This is a genomic window from Polaromonas sp. P3_B1 (assembly GCF_056402935.1).
Genome location: NZ_JBFUGK010000002.1, coordinates 1 through 21,081, shown reverse-complemented (window position 1 = coordinate 21,081; position 21,081 = coordinate 1). Strand labels below are relative to the sequence as shown.

Here is a 21,081-nt window from a genome sequence, read left to right as displayed (position 1 = left end):
AAATGAGGTGTATCTGCCAAAATACGCCTCATCCTGGCCTTTTTCCTCCGCGAACCAGCTGTTTGGCCCCTCTCAAGCCGCCCCCTGCCCCGTAAAACGCTTGCGGTAGTCATTCGGGCTCACGCCCAGCCGCCGCGTGAAGGCGCGCCGAAAGCCATCGGCATTGGCATAACCCAGCGAGTCGGCCAGCTTCTTGATCGGCACCTCGGACGCCTCCACCTGCCGCCGCGCTTCGTCTATGCGCGCCGCCTCCACAAAGCTGGCCGGCGTCAGCCCGGTGGCCGCGCGGAACACGCGCGCGAAGTTACGCTCGCTCATCGCGGCTCGCCGGCACAGCGCCGGCACCGAGAGGTCCTCGCCCAGGTGCGCCAGCACATAGTCCTGGATCTCGCGCACCACCGACTTGTCGGCCGTCTGCGCCGCCAGGTGGGCGCTGAACTGCGATTGCCCGCCCGGCCGCTTGAGGAACATCACCATCTTGCGCGCCACCTTCAGGGCAATGTCGCGCCCGTGGTCTTCCTCCACCAGGTGCAGCGCCAGGTCCATGCCCGCCGTCACGCCGGCCGAGGTGTAGGTGTTGCCGTCCCTCACATAAATCGCGTCGGCCTCCACCCGCAGCGCGGGAAAGCATGCGGCCAGCCGGTCCGTTGAATTCCAGTGCGTGGCCACGCGCTTGCCGTCCAGCAGGCCCGCCTCCGCCAGCAAAAACGCGCCCGTGCAGACCGAACCCAGCCGCCGCACCGTGCGCGCCTGCCGCACCAGCCAGGCGCTGATCTCCGGCTTGCCGGTCAGTTCCTCGGCCAGCGGGCTGCCCGCCACCAGCAAAGTGTCTATGCGGCCGCGGTAGGTCTGGATGGTGCTGTCCACCGCCATGCGCATGCCGTTGCTGCCCTTGATTTCGCCGGCTTGCGTGCCTATCAGCCGCAGCCGGTAGGCGCGCGGGTTGCTCAGCTGCTGCGCGGCCTCCGCGAAAACGTCGGCCGGTCCGATCACGTCCAGCAGCTGGACACGCGGCACGGCAAGTATGCAAACCCGGCGGGTGGCGGACATGGGGGCCTCTTTGGCTGGATTCGCCGCATGCGCGGTGTTGAATTCAGGGCAGCTTAGCCGAAAATTACGTGAACGACAAATTCAGCCAGAGGCTTTCCATGAATACGATCACGGCCCCCACCGCCCCTATCGCTCCCATCGCTCCCGCCACCGGCGCCTATTCCATACGCCAGCTCCCCATCAACCTCTACGGCGCCGTCATGGGCCTGGCCGGCATGGCACTGGCCTGGCGGCTCGCCGTGCCGGCCTTTGGCGCGCCCGCCGCCGTCGGCGAAGCCATGGGCTTTTTCGCGCTGGCCGTTTTCATCGCGCACTCGGCAGGCTATCTGGCCAAGCTCGCGCTGCACCCCGATGCCGTGCGCAAGGAATTCACCGACCCGGTTTCCGGCAACTTCTTCGGCCAGTTCGCCATTTCCCTGCTGCTGCTGTCCTCGGTGCTCATGCCTTACGGCCAGGGCTTCGCGCAGGGCCTGTGGATGGCCGGTGTGGTGGTGACTTTTGCCCTTGGCCTGCTGACCGGCAGCCGCCTGCTGCAGGGCAGGCTTGCTGCTGCCCACATGCTGCCGGTGTGGATCATCCCCGGCGTCGGCGTGCTCGACATCGGTGTCACCGGCGGCCACATGCCCATGGCCTGGGCCGCTGAAATCAATTTGGGGGCCATGGCCGTCGGCGCCATGGTCGCGCTGGTGCTGTGGACGCTCATCATCCACCGCCTGGCCCACGGCGAGCCGCTGCCCCTGGGCATGCGGCCTTCGCTGATGATTTTGACAGCGCCCTTTGCCGTCGGCTTCCTGGCCTGGGTCAATGTCTTCGGCCAGGTCGACCGCTTCGCAGGTGCGCTGTTTTACTTCGCGCTGTTCGTCTTCGTGGTGGTTTCGCCCAAGGTCTTCCGCCGTGACGTGCCTTTCTCGCCGGGCTGGTGGGCCGTCAGCTTTCCGATGGCCGCGCTGGCCAGCGCCGCCGTCGTCTATTCAGAGGCGCGCGGTGGTGCGGTGCTGCACGGGTTGGCCGGCGTGCTGCTGGTGGTGCTGACCCTGGCCCTGTCCGTGCTCACGGTGCGCACCTTGCACTGGGTGTTCAGCGGCAAGCTGTTCGCCACTTAAATAAAGCCAGGCCTAGATCACGTTCTTCTCAATCAAGGCCTCACCCCGCACCAGCCGCTGCGCCGCCAGCGGCGACAGGTCCAGGCTGGTGTAGCGCCCGTCGCAGATCCACTCCGCGATACCGCGCCCCACGGCCGGCGACTGTTGCAGGCCATGGCCGCTGAAGCCATTGGCCAGCAGCAGGTTGGGCAAGGCCGGGTGCGGGCCCAGCAGCGCGTTGTGGTCCAGCGTGTTGTATTCGTAATAGCCGGCCCAGGCACGCTGCAGGCGCAGCGCCTCAAAACCCGGCACGCGGTGAGCCAGCGTCAGCCAGGCCTGGTCGAAGAGTTCGTGGTCCACGTCCAGTGGCGCATCGTTGGCGTCATTGCCTTCGGCGGGCGGCAATCCGCAAATCCAGAGTTCACCCTCGGGCCGGAACCACAGGCCGCTGGTGTCGATAACCAGCGGGCAGCCCGGCGTCTTCGCGGGGCTGGCAAAGGCATACACGCAGCGCCTGCGCCCATACACCGGCAAGTCCAGCCCGGTGTGTGCCAGCAGCGGCCGCGCCCACGCGCCCGCCGCGTTCACCGCCCAGTCGCAGGGCAGCTGCGTGCCGCCCTGCAGCGTCACTGCCGTCACACGGCCGGCGCTGTGCGCAAAGCCCGAGGCTTCGGCCTTCACATACTGCACGCCCAGGCTGCGCGCCTTTTGCTTGAAAGCCATCAGCAGGCCGTAGCCGTCAAACCAGCCTTCGCCCTTGAGGCCCAAGGAGCCCAGCGCGAGGTCGTCCACATTCAGCCAGGGAAAGCGCTGCCGCAACTGCGCAGGCTCCAGCAGCGCCACCTCCACACCCATGGCGCGCTGCGTCGCATGGTTCTCGCGCAAGGTGGCCGCGCCGGCCTCGGTGGCTAAATACAGATAGCCGCGCTCCGTCAACCCGATCTCCGGCACATCGCCATCCACCGCCAGGTGCTGGTGAATGTCGCGGAGAAACCCAATGCCGAATTGCGAGACAGCGATATTCACCGGCTGCGAGAACTGCTGGCGTATCGAGCTGGCCGACAGCGCCGACGAAGCTTGTGCGTAAGTCGGGTCGCGTTCCAGCACCGTGATCTCACCGGCAAAGCGCGGGTGGCTTGCAAGAAAGTATGCGATCGCACTGCCGATCACGCCACCGCCTGCGATGACGACTCTTTGTGTTGGTGTTGGGTGCTTCATGCCAATCGGTTTTGCCTTACGTGCTCGATGCGCCTCATCCTACATGGCATACCTTCATCTCGCACACTTGTCGCCGGGTAGCGACAAAACAGGTAAAGCGCAAGCCTCCAATTGCAACGTTGTGTGCGTTGGGTCAACAGCACGCGAGGCATGCCGTTGAACATGGGCTACTTGATATCAACGTTTCAACTCCATCCAAAGGACTCTCTCATGAACAAACTGCTCGCTACCCTGATCGCCACCCTGTTCGTCGGCGTTGCTTCCGCACAAACTCCCGCACCGGTCGCACCAGCTACGCCTGCCGCCACCAAAGCGGAAGTCAAGGCTGAAGCCAAGGCCGACAAAGCCGTCGCCGGCGCCGTGAAGAGCGAAGCCAAGGTTGATGCCAAGGCCGACGCCAAGGTCGCCAAGGCTGAAAAAGCCGCGGCTGAAAAGACCGCCAAGGCCGATGCCAAGGCAGCCAAGGTGAAAGCCAAGGCCGAAGCCAAAGCAGCCAAGGCTGATGCTGACGACAAGGCCAAGGCCAACGCCAAAGCTGAGAAGACCAGCATCAAGGCAGACGCCAAAGCCGCTTCCACCAAAGTCGACGCCAACGCCAAGGTCGATTCGCTGAAGGTGAGCACCGGTGCCGACAAGGCCAACGCCAAGCTCGACACCAACGCTGTCAAGGCAGAAGCCAAGACCGACGTGAAAGCCGCCGCAAGCAAGTAAGCAAGCGCGCAAAAAAAGGGGCAGCTGTTTCAGCTGCCCCTTTTTGTTTTTGCGGCCGGCCTATCGCGGCTCAACCCTTCTCCAGCTCCTGCTTCGCATGGCCCGCACCCGGCCCCGTGGGCGCAAGCTCAAGGTAAGCGCGAAAGGCCTTCTTCGCCTTCTCGCTGTCGCCGGCCCTGGCGTGTGCATCGCCCAGGTTCAGGTAGGCAATCGCGCGTGAAGGGTCCATCTTCACCGTGTTCTCAAACCAGCGCGCCGCTTCCTTGAACTTGTCCTGCTTGAAGTAAACAAAGCCCAGGTTGTTGGCAGCCAGCGCGAAATCGGGGCGCAGCTTCAACGCCTCGGTGAACTGCGCCTCGGCCTCGGCATACAGCTTTTCCTTGTAGAGCTGCAGGCCGCGGTCGTTGGCGCGCTGGGCCAGCTGGCGCGCCGAGCTCGGCACGGCCAGCGGCGTCACGATTTTCTGCTCGCCGCCCTGCAAATCCTTCACCACCACCGTGGCCGACACAGGCAGCACCGCAGGGCTGTCGGCAGCGGCCGGCGCAGCAGCCGCTGCGGGTGCCGCCGGCCGTGTCGCGTCGAGCTTGCTGTTCAGCGCGATGGCATCGCCCGAAAGCTGGCTGGTCTGCGCGCTCAAAAATTCCGCTTCGGCCGGGAGCGCGAAGACAAAGTCGCCGCCCTCCGAGCCCGGCAGGCTGCCAAAGGCCGGTGTCTGCCGCGAGACAGCCGACACCGCCGGCGCCACATAGGCGGCCAGCTCGGTCGCGGTGATCAGGCCGTCGCCGTTGAGGTCGGCCTTGCCGGCCATGGCCTGCAGCAGCGTCCAGGTGAACACCGAATGCCCGTTGGGCCCGCCGTCGGCCACCAGCTGGTCGGCGCCGCCGGCCGTCAGCATCTGCCGGCCCAGGCGCTTGGCGTTGTCCCGCAAAAAGTTGGCCGGGCCCGCGCCGCGCGTCAGCCCCAGGCCGCTGTAGCAGGCGTCCATCACAAACAGCACATGCTTGGCCGTCAGGTTCTCCGCGATGTTCTGCAGCTCCGTCATCGGCACCGCATCGGTCGCGAGCTTGTTCGGGTCCGAATCGGCCGGGATGATGTAGCCCAGGTCGCGGCCCGAACTCAGCTGCCGCGTTGCGCCGTGGCCCGCGAAGAACACAAACAGCCGGTCGTTCTTCTTCATGCCGCTGCGCGCCAGCTTGTCATGAAAGGCCGCGAGTATGCCGGCACGTGTCGCCTCGCGGTTCTCCAGCGACAGCACATGCTCCGCGCTAAAGCCGAAGCGCTGCACCAGCGTCTCGCGAATCGCCCGCGCGTCGCGCACCGCGTACTGCAGCTTGGGCCAGTTGGCATAGTCGTCAATGCCGATCACCACCGCCCATGAATCGCTGTAACCCGGGTTGACCGCCACCGGCGTGGGCGCGGCGGCCGCACCCTTGGCGATGCTGAAGCCGCTGCCGTCCCAGCCCGCAAACTGGTAGCCCTCGGCCACCAGGCGGTCCATGATGGCCGGCAAGGCCTTCACCGTACGCTCATGGATGTCGTGGAACAGGATGATGCCGCGGCCTTCTTTCTCCACCGTGCGCAGCACGCGCTCCACGATGGAACTCGGCACCGGGTCGGCCCAGTCCAGCGAATCGATGTTCCACATCACCGAGCGCAGATGCGCGCCCGACAGCAGGTCCAGGCCTTCGTCATTGCGCGCGCCATACGGAAAGCGAAACAGCGGCGAGCGCCGCGCATCCACCGCCTTGAGCAGCTCGTCCGTGCCTATCACTTCAGACTTGAGCCCATCGCCCTTGAGCCTGGAAAGCTGCGCATGCGTCATGCTGTGGTTGGCCAGCGTGTGCCCTTCCTCCAGCAGCTTGCGGCTCACCTCCGCGCGCGGCCCCAGCTTGGCCTTGCCGTCCGCGCCCACCGTGCCCAGGTTGCTGCCCACCTGGAAGAAAATCGCAGGCGCGCCGTACTGCTTGAGGATGGCCGCGATCTCCGCCGTGTACACGCCGTGCGGGCCGTCATCAAAAGTCAGCACCACCGTCTTGGGCGGCAGGCTGTAGCCGAACACCTCGCCGTCTTCCTCGTTCTTGCTCTTGCGCGTAGGTGCCTTGGGCGCCGGGTAAGGCATCACCACGCCGAAGTCTTTCAGGATCTGCGCGCGCGAGTACAGCTTCTTGAGGCTGGCCACATAGTCTTCCCAGCGCTCGCGCTTCAGTTCAATCGCGCGCGGCTCAAAGCGGCCGAAGACCTGGCGAATTTCCTTTTCGTAATTGCGCTCTATTTCCAGCAGCGCGTCCAGGTCCTCGCCGATGCGCTTGTGCAGCTTGATGGCCGGCAGTGAAGAGTCCGCCGCCACCGCGGCCTGCAGGCTGCGCAGCAGCTCGCGAAACGCCAGGCGGTCCGCGTCGAACAGGCTTTTGTCGCTCTCGATGTAATCCAGCAGGCCGGCCATCGCATCAAAGCGCTGCGCATTGCCCGAGGCCGCCAGCGCCGCCATCTGCGCCTCCAGCGCGGCCGCGCGCTCGCGGTTTTCATGGAACAGGCCCTGCCCCACCTGGTTGGCCTGCGCGCGTTCGTTCACGCCCAGCGCTTTCTCATCGGCAAACAGCACGATGATTTTTCGGTAGCCGGCCAGCACATCCTGCATGCCCGCCAGCAGCTTGCTGGTGTCCATGGGCTCTGCCGGCGCGACGGCCAGTGGTGTGGGCGGTGTCTTGCCGCGCCAGATGCGGCTGTCCACACTGATCACAACGGCCGTGCCCACGGCCAGCAGCAGCAAGGCCCCCGCGGCCCCCAGGGCCAGTTTGGTGTTCTTCTTCATCGTGGTGTTGTCGTTTTTTTCATTCTCGTGATGGCAACCCGGCCGGCCCGGTGCTGCTGATCGCCCTCCGGTGCGCCGCTCACCTTGGCGTGGCGGCGCCCCCTCTGCGGTGGATCATAGCTTTGCGCAGTGGCGCCCTTCCTTAAATCCCTCTCCCTCTGGGAGAGGGCAGGGGTGAGGGCCGGCGGCCTTCAAATCCGCGCAACGCACATCAAGCGCCGCAGGCCCCCATCCCCGCCTTCCCCCAGCGGGGGAAGGAGCGAGACCTTGCGTGCAGTCGCAGCGCATTTCTCTTACTCCCTCTCCCAGCAGGGGAAGGCGCAAGGCTACAAAGACTTCGCCACCGACTCGACCAATCCCCTCAGCCACATCTGCGCCGGGTGCGTGTCGCTGCGCCTGTGCCAGATCAGGTCAAAGGGAATATCCGCCAGCGTGACAGGCGGCGGAAACAGCACCAGCATGCGCCTGGCCGGCGAATGCAGGGCGACACGCTTCATCACCGTGGCCGTCATCTGCGTTTGCGCCACCACCGCCGGCACGGCAAACATCTGCGGCAGCGTCAGCGCCAGCGTGCGGCGCTTTCCCAGTTGCGCCAGCGCTTCGTCCACCAGGCCATGGCGGTCCCCCTCGGGCGAGACCAGGATGTGCGGCAGCGACAGAAAGGTTTTCATGCTCATGCCGCGCCGCGCGCTCGGGTGGTCGCGGTGCACAATCGTCACGAACTCATCGCGCAGGATGGTGCGGGTCAGGATTCTGGCCTCCGCATGGGTGGGCGGTACGCCAACCGCCGCATCGATCAGCCCCGCGTCGAGCAAATCGACAGCGCTGTCCCGGCCGGTGAAGCTGCGCACGCGCAGCGACACACCGGGCGCCTTCTTCTGCAGCGCATTGAGCAGCGCGGGCAGCAGCACAAAGGCCGGGTAGTCCGACAGGCCCAGGGTGAAATCCATCGCCACCCTGGCCGGATCGAACTCCGGCTTTTTCACCAGCACCGTTTCCAGTTGCCGCAATGCCTCCGACACCGGCCCCGCAAGGTCCCGGGCGCGGGGCGTGGGCAGCAGGCCCTCGGCGCTGCGCAAAAACAAGGGATCTTCAAACAGTGTGCGCAGGCGCGACAGCGCGGCACTCATCGCCGGCTGGCTCACGCCCACACGCGCCGCGGCGCGCGTCACGTTGCGCTCCTCCATCAGCGCGTCAAAAGCCGCCAGCAGGTTCAGGTCAACGCCATGAAAATCCATAAATCAAATACTCATTCATACAGATCATTTGTTGGACAGATGGTAGCGCGCTCACCAGAATTGCGCCATCACTTCACCACCACCGCAAAGATCTTCAACATGAGCAACTCAAATACCAGCCACGGCCCGCTTGAGCAGGCCCAGCGCCACGCCATCGACCTGCTGTACCGCGCCTTCAGCGACCAGAACCCCGACCTCCTGGATGACGCCGTCACCGCCGACTGGGACGACATTCCCCTGGCGCCCGGCCAGGGCCCCGGGCCCGAAGGCCTCAAGCCCATCATCCGCGGTTTTATCGAGGCGTTGCCCGACGTGCGCATCACCGCCCATGAGGTGCTGATGAGCCAGGGCCGCGCCGCCGTGCGCGGTGAAATCACAGGCACCCACCGCGGGCCGCTCTTTGGCATCGCGGCCACCGGCAAAAAGGTGAGCTTTCGCATCCACGAGTTCCACGAATTCGAGGGCGAGCGCATCAAGCGCACCTGGCATATGGAGGACTGGTTCGGCCTGTTCCAGCAGCTCGGCGCCTTCCCCGCACTCGGCAAGCAATAGGCCGCCGAGGACAACGCACATGAAATCACTTCGCATCCACCAATTTGGAAACCCGCGCCAGGCCCTGCTCGAAGACGTCCCGGCGGCGCAACCGGGCCAAGGCCAGGTCTCGCTGCGCATCGAAGCCGCCGGCGTCAACCCGCTGGACCTCAAGATGTTGGCCGGCCATATGCAACAGGTCTTTCCCGTCAGCCTGCCCTATGCGCTGGGCACCGACCTGGCCGGTGTGGTCCAGCAGGTCGGCCCCGATGTGCATCAGTTCAAGCCCGGCGACCGCGTGGTCGGCCGGCTGGAGCCCAGCGCCGGCGGCGCCTTCTCGCAGGCTGCCGTCATCCCTGCCGAGGCCTTGAGCCTCATGCCCGCCGACATGAGCTTTGAGCAGGCCGCCGCATTGCCCACCGCCGCAGGCACGGCCTGGCTGGCCTTGTTCGGCGCCGGCAAGCTGCAGGCCGGCCAGCGCGTGCTCATCCATGCGGGCGCGGGCGGCGTCGGCAGCTTCGCCGTGCAATTCGCCAGGCAGGCCGGGGCGCATGTCATCGCCACCGCCTCGGCACGCAACCTGGGCCTGGCCAACGAGCTCGGCGCCCACGAGGTGATCGACTACCAGCGCGAAGACTTCGCCGGCCTGCTGCGCGGGGTGGACCTGGTCTTCGACACCGTGGGCGGCGACACGCTTGAGCGCTCGTGGCAAGTGCTCGCGCCCCAAGGCGCTGTGGTCAGCATCGCCGACTTCGCCGTCAAGCCGCGCGGCGCCCAGCAGGGCTCGTTTGTCTTTTTCAGGAACGACACCGCGGCCCTGGCCAAAATCCTGCAGGCCTTCAAGGCCGGGCAACTGCAAATCGTGCTGGATACCCTCTATCCACTGGAAGACGCACGCTTTGCCCTGGAGCAGGTGGCAGCCGGCCACGCCCGCGGCAAGGTCATCGTGCGGGCAGCGCACTGAGGTGCCTGCCACCCGACCGGCTTGTTCACCAACACAACACGGAGTCAACACATGAAAAAAACACTCACCGCCCTCGCCCTGGCAAGCGGCCTTGCCGGTGCGGTACAGGCCGCCGACCGGGATGTGGTCCAGGCGCTCTACAGCGAAGTGCTGAGCGGCACCACCAGCCCCGACCTGCCGGGACGCATGGCCAAGGTGCTCTCGCCCGACTGGCGAAGCATCGGCGACTACGCGAGCCCGGTGAAGACGCGCGACCAGTTCCTCGCGCAACTGCAGCGGGTGGGCGGCGCCCTCCCCAACCTGAGCTGGAAGGTCGAGGAAATCCTGCAGGCCGGCAATCGTTTTGTGGTTCGCGGCCGCGCCACCGCCACGCCTGTCGCTCCCTTCATGGGGGCGCCCTTCACGGGCCGCGGCTTCGAGATCATGGCCATCGACATCCACACGGTCGAGGACAACAAAATCGTGCTGAGCTACCACGTGGAAGACTGGCACGGGGCGCTTGAGCAGCTCCAGCGGCGCTGAAGCTGCGGCCGCGCAAGGCATGGCGCATCGCCACGGCCGGTGGCATCATCCCTCCATGCCCGCCCCGCCCCCGCACCAATGCCGCGTCCTGGCCACGCCTTGGGACGGCGTGTACGGCACGCATATCGACAGTGCGCGCCGCTACCGCCGGCATTCGCATGCCGTCTTTGGCGTGGGCTGGCTGCAGCAGGGCGCACAAACCTCGGCCAGCGGCCGCGGCCAGGTTCAGGCTTATGCCGGTGACATCCTGATGTGCAACCCCGGCGAGGTGCACGACGGCCAGCCGCTGGGCGGGCCTTCGCGGCGCTGGCGCATGCTGTATCTGGAGCCTGTCGCCATGGCCGCCGCGATGGGCGTGCACTATGCGGCCGCGCTGGAGCTGACCCGGCCCGTCGCCCAGGATGCGCGGCTCAGGCTGGCGTTGGAGCAGCTGCTGCAACGCCTGCAGCAATGGAGCGGCGGCAGTGCGAGCGACTCGGCACTCGCCTGCGAAGAGTCGCTGGCGCGCGTCTGCGGGCTGCTCACGCAGCGCCACACCCTGGCCGCGCAAGGTCCCGCCAAACCCGCCACGGCTATCAGCCCCCACATCCACCAGGTGCGCGAGCGCATCGCCGCCGAGCTGCTCGCGCCGCCCACCCTGGCCGAGATGGCGCGCATGGCGGGCCTGAGCCGCTTCCAGCTGCTGCGCCATTTTGAAAAAGCCTTTGGCCTCACGCCCCATGCCTGGCTGCTGCAGCAGCGCGCCGAACGCGCGCGCGGCCTGATACGCGGCGGTGCCGGCCTGGCCCAGGCGGCCGCCGCTTGCGGCTTTGCCGACCAGAGCCATATGACGCGGCTGTTCACGCGCCAGTTTGGTTTTACGCCCGGCGCCTGGCAGCGGGCCACGGCACGCGCGGTGGGTCTGCAATAACGTTCAAGACACAGGCCAGGCACAGGCCACACACTGCGCGCTGTTTCATCCCTCACCGGAGCGCCGTAGATGTTCTTTCGCCATTCAGAGTCCCTCTGGGCCGACCACCCCGCCCTGGTGCCCGGCGTGCTGCATGCTGGCGGCATCAATGCCAATGTGGACGTCGCCCCGCAGGTCGCCCGCTTCAACGCCATCGCCCAAGCCCGGTTGGCTACGGGCCCGGAAAGCGAGTTCCCCGAAGTGCGGGCCTGGCGGCGCGTGTTTTCCAGCATGGGCCTCAAGCCCACGCAATACCGCTGCGCCTCCGAGTCGCTGCTGCGGCGCTTTCGCAAGGAGAATGCTCTTCCTTCGCTGCATCCGCTGGTTGACTTGTGCAACGCCGTCTCGCTCGCCTTTGCGATTCCGATTGCCGTGTTTGATACTGCCAAGGTGCAGCAGCAACTCGAAGTGCGCTACGCCACCGGCGCGGAGAACTACCTGACTTTCGGCGGAGAGGTGGAACATCCGGAGCCCGGCGAAGTTGTGTTCGCCGACGCTGCCGAGCCGGCGTCCAATGCCCACGCCCGCCGCTGGACGAACCGGCAAAGCGGCCTGTCCGCTGTCAGTGCGGAAACGCGAGAGGTGTTGATCGTGGCCGAAGCCCTGCATGCTTCGGCGGTGGAGGATGTGGGGCGCTTGGTCAGTACGCTCGCGCAGGAACTGGCGGCCGCCTGGCCCGCGGAGCCCAGGATTCAGTTGCTGAGCCGGGCTTCACCGCGCTTTGAGTTCTAAACTCCCTCCCCCGCTGGGGGAGGGAGGGGGCCGGCGGCCTCAATCACACCCCGGCGAATTTCAARCGCCGCTAGCCCCCATCCCCGCCTTCCCCCAGCGGGGGAAGGAGTAAAGCCTTGCATACAGCCTCCGCTTTAACTCCCTCCCCCGCTGGGGGAGGGCAGGGGTGGGGGCCAGCGGCCTTAAGYCCGCAGCGCAAGCATCAAGCGCCCTCGACCCTCACCCCTGCCCTCTCCCAGGGGGAGAGGGAGCAAATCCAAAAATTCGGGCTTCACTTTCCATTCCCTCTCCCTCTGGGAGAGGGTTAGGGTGAGGGCCRGCGGCCTTCAAATCTGCGCGGCGAAATTTCAAACGCCGCTAGCCCCCATCCCYGCCTTCCCCCAGCGGGGGAAGGAGAAACTCAGGGCTGCTTGTTCACAAACCCGATCACCAGCCCCTTGGCCGTCACCGTGATGCTGCCCGGTTGCACACCCATGCTGTCGGGCAGTGCCAGGTCTTGCGGCTTGAAGGTGTGCAGCACCGCGCCCTGCAGCGCCTGCTCGGCCAGCTGCGGCCCGTAGCTGGCCAGCAGCATGGAAACCTCCGGCGGCACGCCTTCAAACTGCAGTGTGTTCACGCGCAGCTCGTGCGCGCGTATCGTCATGTCGCTGGCCTCATAGCGCAGCGCAAAATCCAGGTCAAACGTGCCGGGGTAGGCACGCCGCAGCGCCGGGCCGCCGGCTTCAACGGCCATCACCGCGCCCAGCCGGTTGAGCTCCGGCATCATGCGCAGCTGCGGCGCCTGCACCGTGATGTCCAGGATGCCGTTGGCGCGCTTGCGCAGCGGAAAGCGTTTGGCAACCGCCTCCTGCAGCTGCGCCGTCGTCACCGTGTAGCTGGGCTGGGCGTGCGCGCCAAACAGTGCAAAGTAAGCCGCGCCGCCCAGGGCCAGGCGTGTGGAGGCGACCAACAGCCGGCGCCGTTGCATGAGGTGTTGAAGGTGGTGAGCGTGTGGGGCTTTCATCATCAGTGTGATGGTGCACCCGAACCATGGTTTCCCGCGTCAGCCAATGCCCCAATCGCGTGAAGCTTGCGTAAAGCGGCGGCCCCTCAGCGTCCTTTTAGCGCCCCACCACAGACCAGCCGGCCTTCTGGTTGGTCTTGTCGTTTTCATACTCCCAGGCCGTGCCGCAGCGGTCGCATTTGTAGCGCGTGATCGTGATCAGCCCATGGCGGCGCGTTTCATGGCGCGGGTCGCCCTGCACCAGCTCCGGGTGGCCGGGCGCCTTGCGCCAGTTGCGCTGTATGCCCGCGCAGGAATCGCAAAGCTCCATCTTCTTGAGTTCCTGTTCGCGCTGGGGGTCTTGGGTCATGGCTTGTTTTTGGATTGGATTGAGCCCTTGATTGTCGCCTGCGTGTTGGGCGTGCGCCAGTGCGGCGACCACGTTGGCGCAGGGGCGATCATTTGACCGGCCCCGGCGGCAGGCCTATTCTGGAATCGCCGGGCACTTCCCCAGTCACCTCATTCGGGAGATACATCATGTACAAACGAATTTTGCTGGCATACGACGGCTCCATCCCCGGCCAGAAGGCCCTGCTCGACTGCCGCGAGATCGCGCAGTGGAGCGGTGCCTCCCTGACGCTGGTCGCCGTGATGACTTTGCAGCGCCAGGTCGTCGCCGCCGAAGGCGTGATCTATGAACAAAGCGTCATCGAAGAAGACAGGGCCAGGTACCAGGGCATCCTCAACGACGGCTTGCGCCGGCTCATCGAAACCGGCCATGAGGCCACCGGCGAAGTGCTCTACGGCGAAACCGTCGATGAAATCGCCAACTACGCCAAACAGATAGAAGCCGACCTCATCGTCGTCGGCCACAAGCACCTCGACGGCTGGGCCTCACGCTGGTGGCGCGGCTCGGTGTCCAAGTCGCTGATCGCGCAGGCACCTTGCAGTGTGCTGGTGGTGATTACTCACTGAACAAGCTACGGTGTGAGGTCAGGCCGCTACAGAGCCGCTCTTAAAACCCAGGGAAGCGGTCCTGGCCAGGCGTGTCTCCGCAGACAGTGCACCAGCACGGCAAGGAGGCACAACAACGCCAGCAGGGTTTTTTCGGCGGACCCGCTTGACTTAGAGCGCGCTCTAAGCCGTAAAGTCTCTCCATGACCGCCGCACCACCCACCGTTTCCCTGACCATCGCCGAGGCCGCCCAGGCCTCGGGCCTGAGCGCCTACACCCTGCGCTACTACGAAAAGACAGGCCTGATCGCCCCCATAGACAGGCGCAGCGGCGCGCGCCGCTACAACGATGCCGACATGCGCTGGCTCGACTTCCTCGTGCGCCTGCGCGCCACCGGCATGTCCATGCGCGACATGCAGCGTTATGCCCAGCTGCTGCGCATAGGCAACGCTTCCGCCGCCAGCATGGCCGAACGCCAGGCCCTGCTTGAAGCCCACGCCGAGCGCCTGGAGGCCGAGATACGCACCCAGCGCGAAACCCTGCAATACATCCGTAAAAAGATCCGCACCTATGAAGAACTGCGCGCCCAACCCAAGCGCGCTTGATCCGCACCAGCCTGACCTTCCTGTTTAGCCCCTGCCGTTCGGGCTGAGCCTGGCCTGGCCTGAGCTTGGCCTGTCCTGAGCTTGTCGAAGGGTCGAAGCCCCCCTTCGACAAGCTCAGGGCGAACGGTGGAGGTCACCGTCTTGATTCAAGAGAACCCCTTAACGCCAAAACACCATCCACTTTTAAAAGGACATCAACACCATGATCAAAACCCGCACCCTCGGCCGCAACGGCCCCCAGGTTTCCGCCATCGGCCTCGGCTGCATGGGCATGAGCGAGTTCTATGCGAACCGCGACGACGCCGAATCCATCGCCACCATTCACCACGCGCTGGACAGAGGCCTCAACTTCCTCGACACCTCCGACATCTACGGCCCGCTCACCAACGAGTTGCTCATCGGCAAAGCCATCGCCGGCCGGCGCAAGGATGTGTTTATCGCCACCAAGTTCGGCATCACGCGCGACCCCAGCAATGACGCCGTGCGCGGCTTCAACGGCCGGCCCGAATACGTCAAGGCCAGCTGCGACGCCAGCCTCAAGCGCTTGGGGCTCGAGCAGATAGACCTTTACTACCAGCACCGCGTCGACAAAACCGTGCCCATTGAAGAGACCGTAGGCGCCATGGCCGAGCTGGTGCGCGCAGGCAAGGTGCGCTACCTGGGTTTGTCCGAAGCCTCGGCCGCCACCATCACCCGCGCCTGCAAGGTCCACCCCATCGCCGCGCTGCAAAGCGAATACTCGCTGTGGACACGCGACCCCGAAGCCACAGGCACCCTGGCCGCCTGCCGCGAGAACGGCGTGGCCTTTGTCGCTTACTCGCCGCTGGGCCGCGGCTTCCTCACAGGCGCTTTCACCAAACCCGAAGACCTGCCCGCCGACGACTACCGCCGCAAGTTCTCGCCGCGTTTTGCCGAAGAGAACTTCAAACTCAATCTCGCGCTGGTCGATGCGGTGAAGCAACTCGCCGCCGCCAAGGGCGTCACCGCCTCGCAAGTCGCCCTCGCCTGGGTGCTGGCGCAGGGTGAAGACATCATCCCCATCCCCGGCACCAAACGCCGCACCTATCTGGACCAGAACATCGCCGCGCTGGATGTGGTGCTGAGCCCTGCGGAACTGGCCGAGCTGGACAAAGCCTTCCCGCCCGATGCGGCCGCCGGCTTGCGTTACCCGGCGGCGTTTCTGGGGTCGGTGAATGCCTGATTGAATGCCTGAGGCTGGAAACGGATATCCACCACCGAGCCTTTGCTCACCGCCGACGAAATCGCCAGCGACCATTGGAAGCGCTCGCAGATCCGCTTCGTCAAGAACAGCCCCAGCCCCCGGCCGCCGCCGGGCTTCATCGACGTCTGCAAGGCCGCGCTGTAGCTGCGCGCGGCCTCCACCGCGTCGAAGCCCTCCCCTGAGTCGCTCACCCGCAGCCTTTGCGGCGTGAGGCTGACCGTGACGTCTCCCTTCTGCGTGTTCTCGGCCGCGTTCCTCAGCAGGTTGGCAATGACGATCCTCACCATCGCTTCCGGCGCATCGACGGACAGGCTCACGCATTCCAGCAGCACAAAGCGCGCGGGCTTGAAGGCCAGCAGGTGCTCATGGTCCTGCATCAGCTCCTGCAACACCAGGTCGACCCGGGTGGCCTCCACCCCCGCGTTGGCATCCGCCTCGCGCGACAGGTAAAGCAGGGCGGCCATGGTTTCGGTCAGGTTGTCGACCGTGCCGCGAATCCGCTCCAGCGGGCCTTTCGCCTGCGCAGGCAGGGCCTGCTTTGCCAATACATCCACCGCGCCGCTGATCACCGCGACCGGCGTTCGGAACTCATGGCTGGCCTGGTCCAGCAGGCTGCGTTCCCGCTCGATAAAACGCGCCACCCTTTCCAGGTGGCGGTTCACCTGCACCGCGATGTCGTGCAGCTCCGCCTGCGGGTAGTCGACCGACAGCCGCTGCGAGGGCTGCTCCGGGTCCAGCGCTTCCATGCGCTGCGCCAGGGCCCTGGCCGGCTTGCGCAGGCTGCCGTGAAGCCAGAGCAGCGTGGCGCCCACCAGCGCCAGGTTGACCAGCACAAAGATCAAGCCGCCGATGCCCACCTTGTTCTGCAGCTGCTCGATGTCGGTCATGTCGATGACGGTGACCACGCGGCCGTCCGCGACCGGCGTCACCAGGGCCGCGTAGTCGTGCTCGTCAAAGCGGTCCAGGTCCGATTCGCTGTAGAACCCGGCGGGCAGCGTGGCCAGGTAGGGCGGCATGCCGGCGGGCAAGGCCGTGCCGTTTTTGAGGTGCCATCCCCTGTAGGCGCCCTGTGCCGGCAAGGACACGGGCTGCGCGCCCTTGCTGCCGGCAATGTAATGCTCGGTGGTCGAGCGCAGTATCTGCTCCCACACCGGGTGCGTGATCATCACCTGGCCGAAGCCGACCGAGACAGTGACGCCCACCGCCAGCAGCACCCCGAACGCGACAAACAGCGCGCTGATGCGCCAGTGCAGGTCAAACATGCGCCGTTTATTCGCCATCCTGCACCCGCAAGCTGTAGCCCTGCCCGAGCACGGTGCGCAGGATCTTCCGCTCGCCTTTGCCGTCGACCTCTTTGCGCAGCAGGTGCATGTGCGACCGCAGGATGTCTTTGTCCAGCGTCCGCTCGCCCCAGATCCGCGACTCCAGGTGTTCGCGGCTCACGATATGCGGCGAGCGCCGCATCAAGACCTCCAGGATTTGCCGGCGTATGGGCGACAGCGACAGCTCGCGGTCTCCCCGCGTCACGACCAGCGACTGCAGGTGAAAGCGCAGGTCGCCCACTTCCAGCACCTGCCCCGGGGCCTGCGCCGCATGGCTGCGCGTCACCAGCACCCGCAAGCGCATCTCCAGCTCCGGCAGGGCGATGGGTTTGACGAGGTAGTCGTCGGCCCCGGCTTCAAAGCCCTGCAGCTTGCTGCCCAGCTGGTCTTTGGCCGTCAGCATGATCACCGGCGTCCTGGACTTGAGCTCGTCCCGCAGTTGCGTCAGCATGGCCAGGCCGTCCATGCGCGGCATCATCCAGTCCAGCACGATCGCGTCATAGTGGTTCGCCTGCACCATGCCCAGGCCCGACCTGCCGTCGGGCGCCGCGTCGGGCTTGTGGCCGCAGGCTTCCAGGTAGTCGTAGATGTTCGCCGCCATCGGCGCGTTGTCCTCGACGATCAGGATGCTCAAGGGGCCTTCAATCATGTCCATCCCGGTTCTCCATCGCTGTTCCCTCGCGGTGGCGCGGCGGGCGTCAGAATTTTCTCGAAACCCCGACAAACAAGGAGGTTACGCCCTTGGCGTCCCTGTCCACCAAGGGGCTGTTGCGTATCTTGCCCGGCAGCGCGCTGTAAGACAGGCCGCCCGCCAGAATCCACTTGTCCGCGAAGGGCCGCATCACGTCCACCCCGACACGCGGGATCACCGCGCTGCCCGGCTTGTAGTTCACCACACCCCGGGCGACTTCCGCGTCCAGCGTGCCGTAGTAGTAGTTGGCCAGCTTGCTGGAGTAATGGCTCACCGCGAAGTGGGGCGTGATCGTGGCCGGTCCCCACTGCAGCGGATAGCCGTACTTGGCCGAGGCCTCATAACCCTTGCTGGCGCCCGACACATCGGCTTTCAGCGCCAGCTCCACCACGCCCATAGGGCCCTTGAAGGACCCGGCAATCCCCAGGTCCAGGCCGTTGTCACGGTCTTCCAGCAGGTTGCGGTTGATGCCCCGGGCCGCAAGCTCGGCCACACCAAAATCCTCTTTCTTGATGCCGCCCAGCCTGGCGCCCAGGGTGGCGTCAAAAGTGAAACCGTCGCGGCTGAGCAGGTGGTAGCCCCCGCTGATCCCGCGCCAGAAGAACCTCTCGCCCTGGTAGCTGATCAGCGGCACCGCGCGAAGCCTGGCACTTTCCCCCGCGTAAATGTCGGTCCTGGCCGCCACGCCCACACCCAGGCCCCAGGGTGAGGCCCCGGGCTCGGGCCTGGGCTGCGCATAAACGCCCGTAGTGCCCGTCAATGCCGACAGCAACACCACAGCGGCGGGAACAACAACAACAGATTTGCGCTTCATAGGGAACTCCTCCTGGACGGTTTCTAAAAAAAGGCCGGCTGACCGCCGGGCTGCACGCACTGTGCCGCCCCGCTGTCGCGGAGATGTCGCGGCCGGGTGCGGTGTGCAAGCACGCATCGCGACATCCCGGCGACAGCCAGCGCCCACCATCACCGCTTTTGCTTTCCCTTTCCCTTTCCTTTTTTGAAACCGGACACACCAGGATGACCAAACGCCAAGCCCGCCCTGACGCCGCCTCCTCCCCCGTTGCGAAGCCCGCATCCCTTGCAGGCGCAGAAACAAGTCCGCGCGCGCTCAAGCACGACCCCTGCGCCACGGCCGCGCTGCCGCTTTTTGCGATGTACTTTCTGGGTGCGGGGGCCGGCAAGCCCGGCGTGGTGCGCGGGCGCAAGCGATGAATGGGGCCGCGCGCAAAAAAAGCCAGGCAAGCGGCTTGGCCGATCGCTTGTTTACTTGTCCGTGCCGGGAAAGTAAGGCGCGCCCTGTATCGCCGTCAGTGGCAGATAAAAAGTTTTCACCGGCACCAGTGGTGGCGGTTTCACGGACATGCGGATGCCAGTACGCTCGCTACGCTACAAAATGCGATGCCACAAAGGTCAAGCCCAGAAGGCCACCCCACAGCAGCGCTGTCAGCAACCGGTTTCTTTCGTTTTCATGGTGCGTGAAGAACAGATGGCCAAGCAGGCTGGTGATGCCCTTGAAACCAAACAGCAGCCCTACGAGGGAGGCAGCGCCCAGATAAACCCCGTGCACCCACAACGGAATCGACAGGAAAAAATAGGCCATGCCGCGCGACGGATAAATCAGGTACATGCCCAGGAACAGCGACACCTCAAAAATCGGCACGGCTACCAGCGCGGCCACCAGTCGCCAGCCAAGGCCCTCGCTCTCCTCAGCTGCGTCAGGCCGCTTGCGCAAATAGGTGGGTCGATTCATGGCCAGGTGTGGGGTTGTTTTCTTGACAGTGTGAACTATGCGGCAGCTCAAGGGCTAGTCAGCCAAACGCAGCCCGCGCAACCGCTGGTGCGCCGCGTCTTCAAGATCAAGCGGCAACTGCTGCTTGGCCTTTAAATAGTGGTTGGTGAACACATCCAGGTAAGCCTCCAGCGTCTCGGCCACCTGCATCTCACCGGCCAGCGCAAAACACAAAGCCGCGACTTCCGAGGTGCAGAAATGCTCATCACGCTGCGAGCGCCTGAGCTTGTAGCGGGACAGCTGCTCGCTCTGCAAACTCAGCACCGGCAGCTTGTCCAGGTAAGGGCTTTTGCGAAACATCTTGCGCGCCTCGGGCCAGGTCGCGTCCAGCAGCACAAACAGCGGGCGTTTGGCTGGGTGACTGTTGTTGTTGCCATCGGCTGGCGCGACGGCCGGCAACTCCGTCACCACCCGCTCCGCCGCCACAAACTCACCGGGGAAGACCAGATACGGCTGCCACTGCGGGTCCGCCAGCAAAGCCAGCAAGCCAGGCTCGACTTCAGTGCGCGCCCAGCCAAAGGCAAACGTGTCCGGCACCACATCGGCAATCAGCCAGCCCGTGTTGCTGGGCTTGAGCGCCTCGATATCCGCCATCACCAGGCACACACCGGCATTGACGGCCGGCGCCACCGGCCGCAAAGCACACATGCAATGGCTGGGCACCAGCCGGCAACCGGCACAACGGACGTTACGCGGCCCGCCACGGGCTAAAAAAGGTTTGGAGGCGCGCGCCAGGCGGGCTGTGCGCAGGCGGGAGACGGCGTGGGGCATGTGACGGTGTGAGGCTGCGTTGGTGCGCTTAATTGTTTCTGTATGAGAAAAATTGCGCAGGAACTACATATTCTCCACCGCAAACTTTATCTTCGACACTACATCTCGAGGTGTTGCTTGAAATCGCGGACATCCTCGTCTGTAAGCGAGAACCACTCGCCGCGAGTACGTTTATGGGAAAAATGTGCATGCCAAAACTGCTCAACCTCTTTAGCGTCTGTTGCGTTGATGAGATGGATAATTTCGACGGGAAAAGGAAGTTTCAGAGTTAAATGATGCTCGCGAACTGAAAAGTTACTTGAGCGGCCAATTTTGTAATGCCCACCCCCGTGCGCGAGATATACGAAGCCCCGCGTTGCAATTTTCTTGCGACGGGATGATTGCTCGGCTTTCGCCATGCCAGGAGTTAGCTCGAATAGCTCGAATTCCTCGACGGAGGCAAAATAATCTTTGGAAAAATCCGTAGCCTGGAGGAATTTGGAGAAGCGTTGCGAGAGGCTTTCACCGAAGGCTATCCACCCCGCCAATTCGCCGGAAGACATACTTTCGGAGCTGCCAACGGGAATTACCAACTCGCAGTGAGTAATAGTCCAGTACTTGCCGTTTGGTAGGTTGAGCGCGATGCTAGGCATAAGATTTGAGAGGTATCTTTCAAAAATCGCTATATGCGAGACGAAACTACATGACGCTGTTGAATTCCACTGAAGTCTGACCCGAGTTTTCCATCGAATATTGACCCACACTCTTTGTGAGCAGAAGGTGCTCACGATGTGGATAAGTTCTTGGTTTTCTCCTTTTTGGGCTGAGTCTGTGTGGATCTGCCTCAAAGTGCGCCGCTGTTTCCGCGATTTTGTTGCCTCGATGACCAACCAGGTGGCCAGCTTCTCGGCGTAGGGATCGAGCTTGCTTGCGGTTGCCCGCCTTTGGTAGCTGGGC

The 21,081-nt window shown here is 64.8% G+C and carries 23 protein-coding genes; 11 read left to right on the top strand and 12 right to left on the bottom strand.

The features are described 5' to 3' along the window. Nucleotides 1-72 precede the first annotated feature (72 nt). A complete protein-coding gene (locus AC1DXS_RS01540; RefSeq protein ID WP_477735826.1) occupies nucleotides 73-1,050 on the bottom strand; it encodes a GlxA family transcriptional regulator in 978 nt (325 codons plus the stop codon). A 98-nt stretch (nucleotides 1,051-1,148) separates the two neighbouring features. On the opposite strand from AC1DXS_RS01540, the gene AC1DXS_RS01535 reads away from it, so the two are divergent. After that, a complete protein-coding gene (locus AC1DXS_RS01535; RefSeq protein WP_477735825.1) occupies nucleotides 1,149-2,153 on the top strand; it encodes an SLAC1 anion channel family protein in 1,005 nt (334 codons plus the stop codon). 12 nt (nucleotides 2,154-2,165) lie between these two features. Here the strand turns inward: AC1DXS_RS01535 and AC1DXS_RS01530 are convergent, their stop codons facing one another. Next, nucleotides 2,166-3,350: an NAD(P)/FAD-dependent oxidoreductase gene (locus AC1DXS_RS01530; protein ID WP_477735824.1), complete on the bottom strand. Its 1,185-nt coding sequence runs from the start codon at nucleotides 3,348-3,350 to the stop codon at nucleotides 2,166-2,168. Between the two features lie 210 nt (nucleotides 3,351-3,560). Here AC1DXS_RS01530 and AC1DXS_RS01525 point away from each other — a divergent pair, with 210 nt between their 5' ends. After that, nucleotides 3,561-4,061, top strand: a complete 501-nt coding sequence (locus AC1DXS_RS01525; protein WP_477735823.1) for a hypothetical protein — start codon at nucleotides 3,561-3,563, stop codon at nucleotides 4,059-4,061. Nucleotides 4,062-4,131: 70 nt separating this feature from the next. Here the strand turns inward: AC1DXS_RS01525 and AC1DXS_RS01520 are convergent, their stop codons facing one another. Beyond that, the gene (locus AC1DXS_RS01520) at nucleotides 4,132-6,873 is read right to left on the bottom strand and encodes a polysaccharide deacetylase family protein (RefSeq protein WP_477735822.1); all 2,742 of its coding nucleotides are present in this window, start codon (nucleotides 6,871-6,873) and stop codon (nucleotides 4,132-4,134) included. Between the two features lie 326 nt (nucleotides 6,874-7,199). Then, nucleotides 7,200-8,111, bottom strand: a complete 912-nt coding sequence (locus tag AC1DXS_RS01515; RefSeq protein ID WP_477735821.1) for a LysR family transcriptional regulator — start codon at nucleotides 8,109-8,111, stop codon at nucleotides 7,200-7,202. Nucleotides 8,112-8,210: 99 nt separating this feature from the next. Between AC1DXS_RS01515 and AC1DXS_RS01510 the strand changes: the two genes are divergently transcribed. The 5 genes from AC1DXS_RS01510 to AC1DXS_RS01490 all read left to right on the top strand — a co-directional run bounded on the left by AC1DXS_RS01510 (nucleotide 8,211) and on the right by AC1DXS_RS01490 (nucleotide 11,809). After that, on the top strand, nucleotides 8,211-8,663 hold the full coding sequence (locus AC1DXS_RS01510; RefSeq protein ID WP_477735820.1) for an ester cyclase: 453 nt from the start codon (nucleotides 8,211-8,213) through the stop codon (nucleotides 8,661-8,663). A 19-nt stretch (nucleotides 8,664-8,682) separates the two neighbouring features. Continuing rightward, nucleotides 8,683-9,606 (top strand): NADP-dependent oxidoreductase, encoded by a 924-nt coding sequence (locus AC1DXS_RS01505; protein WP_477735819.1) that lies wholly within the window; start codon nucleotides 8,683-8,685, stop codon nucleotides 9,604-9,606. Nucleotides 9,607-9,657: 51 nt separating this feature from the next. Beyond that, nucleotides 9,658-10,128, top strand: a complete 471-nt coding sequence (locus AC1DXS_RS01500) for an ester cyclase (protein WP_477735818.1) — start codon at nucleotides 9,658-9,660, stop codon at nucleotides 10,126-10,128. 55 nt (nucleotides 10,129-10,183) lie between these two features. Then, on the top strand, nucleotides 10,184-11,038 hold the full coding sequence (locus AC1DXS_RS01495) for a helix-turn-helix domain-containing protein (protein ID WP_477735817.1): 855 nt from the start codon (nucleotides 10,184-10,186) through the stop codon (nucleotides 11,036-11,038). A 69-nt stretch (nucleotides 11,039-11,107) separates the two neighbouring features. Beyond that, entirely contained in the window at nucleotides 11,108-11,809 is a 702-nt protein-coding gene (locus AC1DXS_RS01490; protein WP_477735816.1) for a B3/B4 domain-containing protein, read from the top strand. Nucleotides 11,810-12,209: 400 nt separating this feature from the next. On the opposite strand, the gene AC1DXS_RS01485 is transcribed toward AC1DXS_RS01490, so the two are convergent. Together AC1DXS_RS01485 and AC1DXS_RS01480 are read right to left on the bottom strand one after the other, a co-directional pair. After that, complete coding sequence (locus AC1DXS_RS01485; protein WP_477735815.1) at nucleotides 12,210-12,776, bottom strand: DUF1439 domain-containing protein; 567 nt, start codon at nucleotides 12,774-12,776, stop codon at nucleotides 12,210-12,212. Between the two features lie 133 nt (nucleotides 12,777-12,909). Beyond that, nucleotides 12,910-13,161: a hypothetical protein gene (locus tag AC1DXS_RS01480; protein ID WP_413331053.1), complete on the bottom strand. Its 252-nt coding sequence runs from the start codon at nucleotides 13,159-13,161 to the stop codon at nucleotides 12,910-12,912. Between the two features lie 167 nt (nucleotides 13,162-13,328). Here AC1DXS_RS01480 and AC1DXS_RS01475 point away from each other — a divergent pair, with 167 nt between their 5' ends. The 3 genes from AC1DXS_RS01475 to AC1DXS_RS01465 all read left to right on the top strand — a co-directional run bounded on the left by AC1DXS_RS01475 (nucleotide 13,329) and on the right by AC1DXS_RS01465 (nucleotide 15,551). Further along, nucleotides 13,329-13,766, top strand: a complete 438-nt coding sequence (locus AC1DXS_RS01475; RefSeq protein ID WP_477735814.1) for a universal stress protein — start codon at nucleotides 13,329-13,331, stop codon at nucleotides 13,764-13,766. Nucleotides 13,767-13,948: 182 nt separating this feature from the next. Next, nucleotides 13,949-14,350, top strand: coding sequence for a MerR family transcriptional regulator (locus tag AC1DXS_RS01470; RefSeq protein WP_477735813.1), 402 nt, complete (start codon nucleotides 13,949-13,951; stop codon nucleotides 14,348-14,350). A 202-nt stretch (nucleotides 14,351-14,552) separates the two neighbouring features. Then, nucleotides 14,553-15,551, top strand: a complete 999-nt coding sequence (locus tag AC1DXS_RS01465; protein ID WP_477735812.1) for an aldo/keto reductase — start codon at nucleotides 14,553-14,555, stop codon at nucleotides 15,549-15,551. Here AC1DXS_RS01465 and AC1DXS_RS01460 read toward each other — a convergent pair. The 3 genes from AC1DXS_RS01460 to AC1DXS_RS01450 are packed head-to-tail and all read right to left on the bottom strand — an operon-like array spanning nucleotide 15,515 to nucleotide 18,399. Further along, complete coding sequence (locus AC1DXS_RS01460; RefSeq protein WP_477735811.1) at nucleotides 15,515-16,834, bottom strand: sensor histidine kinase; 1,320 nt, start codon at nucleotides 16,832-16,834, stop codon at nucleotides 15,515-15,517. The two genes, AC1DXS_RS01465 and AC1DXS_RS01460, sit on opposite strands and share 37 nt — an antisense overlap. Nucleotides 16,835-16,841: 7 nt before the next feature. Continuing rightward, on the bottom strand, nucleotides 16,842-17,549 hold the full coding sequence (locus tag AC1DXS_RS01455) for a response regulator transcription factor (protein ID WP_477735810.1): 708 nt from the start codon (nucleotides 17,547-17,549) through the stop codon (nucleotides 16,842-16,844). Between the two features lie 43 nt (nucleotides 17,550-17,592). Beyond that, complete coding sequence (locus AC1DXS_RS01450) at nucleotides 17,593-18,399, bottom strand: MipA/OmpV family protein (RefSeq protein WP_477735809.1); 807 nt, start codon at nucleotides 18,397-18,399, stop codon at nucleotides 17,593-17,595. Nucleotides 18,400-18,602: 203 nt separating this feature from the next. On the opposite strand from AC1DXS_RS01450, the gene AC1DXS_RS01445 reads away from it, so the two are divergent. Continuing rightward, nucleotides 18,603-18,797, top strand: a complete 195-nt coding sequence (locus tag AC1DXS_RS01445) for a hypothetical protein (protein ID WP_477735808.1) — start codon at nucleotides 18,603-18,605, stop codon at nucleotides 18,795-18,797. 169 nt (nucleotides 18,798-18,966) lie between these two features. Here AC1DXS_RS01445 and AC1DXS_RS01440 read toward each other — a convergent pair whose 3' ends face one another. The 3 genes from AC1DXS_RS01440 to AC1DXS_RS01430 form a co-directional block, all read right to left on the bottom strand. Continuing rightward, nucleotides 18,967-19,335 (bottom strand): hypothetical protein, encoded by a 369-nt coding sequence (locus AC1DXS_RS01440; RefSeq protein WP_477735807.1) that lies wholly within the window; start codon nucleotides 19,333-19,335, stop codon nucleotides 18,967-18,969. A 54-nt stretch (nucleotides 19,336-19,389) separates the two neighbouring features. Further along, nucleotides 19,390-20,145, bottom strand: a complete 756-nt coding sequence (locus AC1DXS_RS01435; protein ID WP_477735806.1) for a tRNA-uridine aminocarboxypropyltransferase — start codon at nucleotides 20,143-20,145, stop codon at nucleotides 19,390-19,392. Between the two features lie 98 nt (nucleotides 20,146-20,243). Then, entirely contained in the window at nucleotides 20,244-20,543 is a 300-nt protein-coding gene (locus AC1DXS_RS01430) for a GIY-YIG nuclease family protein (protein WP_477735988.1), read from the bottom strand. Nucleotides 20,544-21,081: the final 538 nt, after the last annotated feature.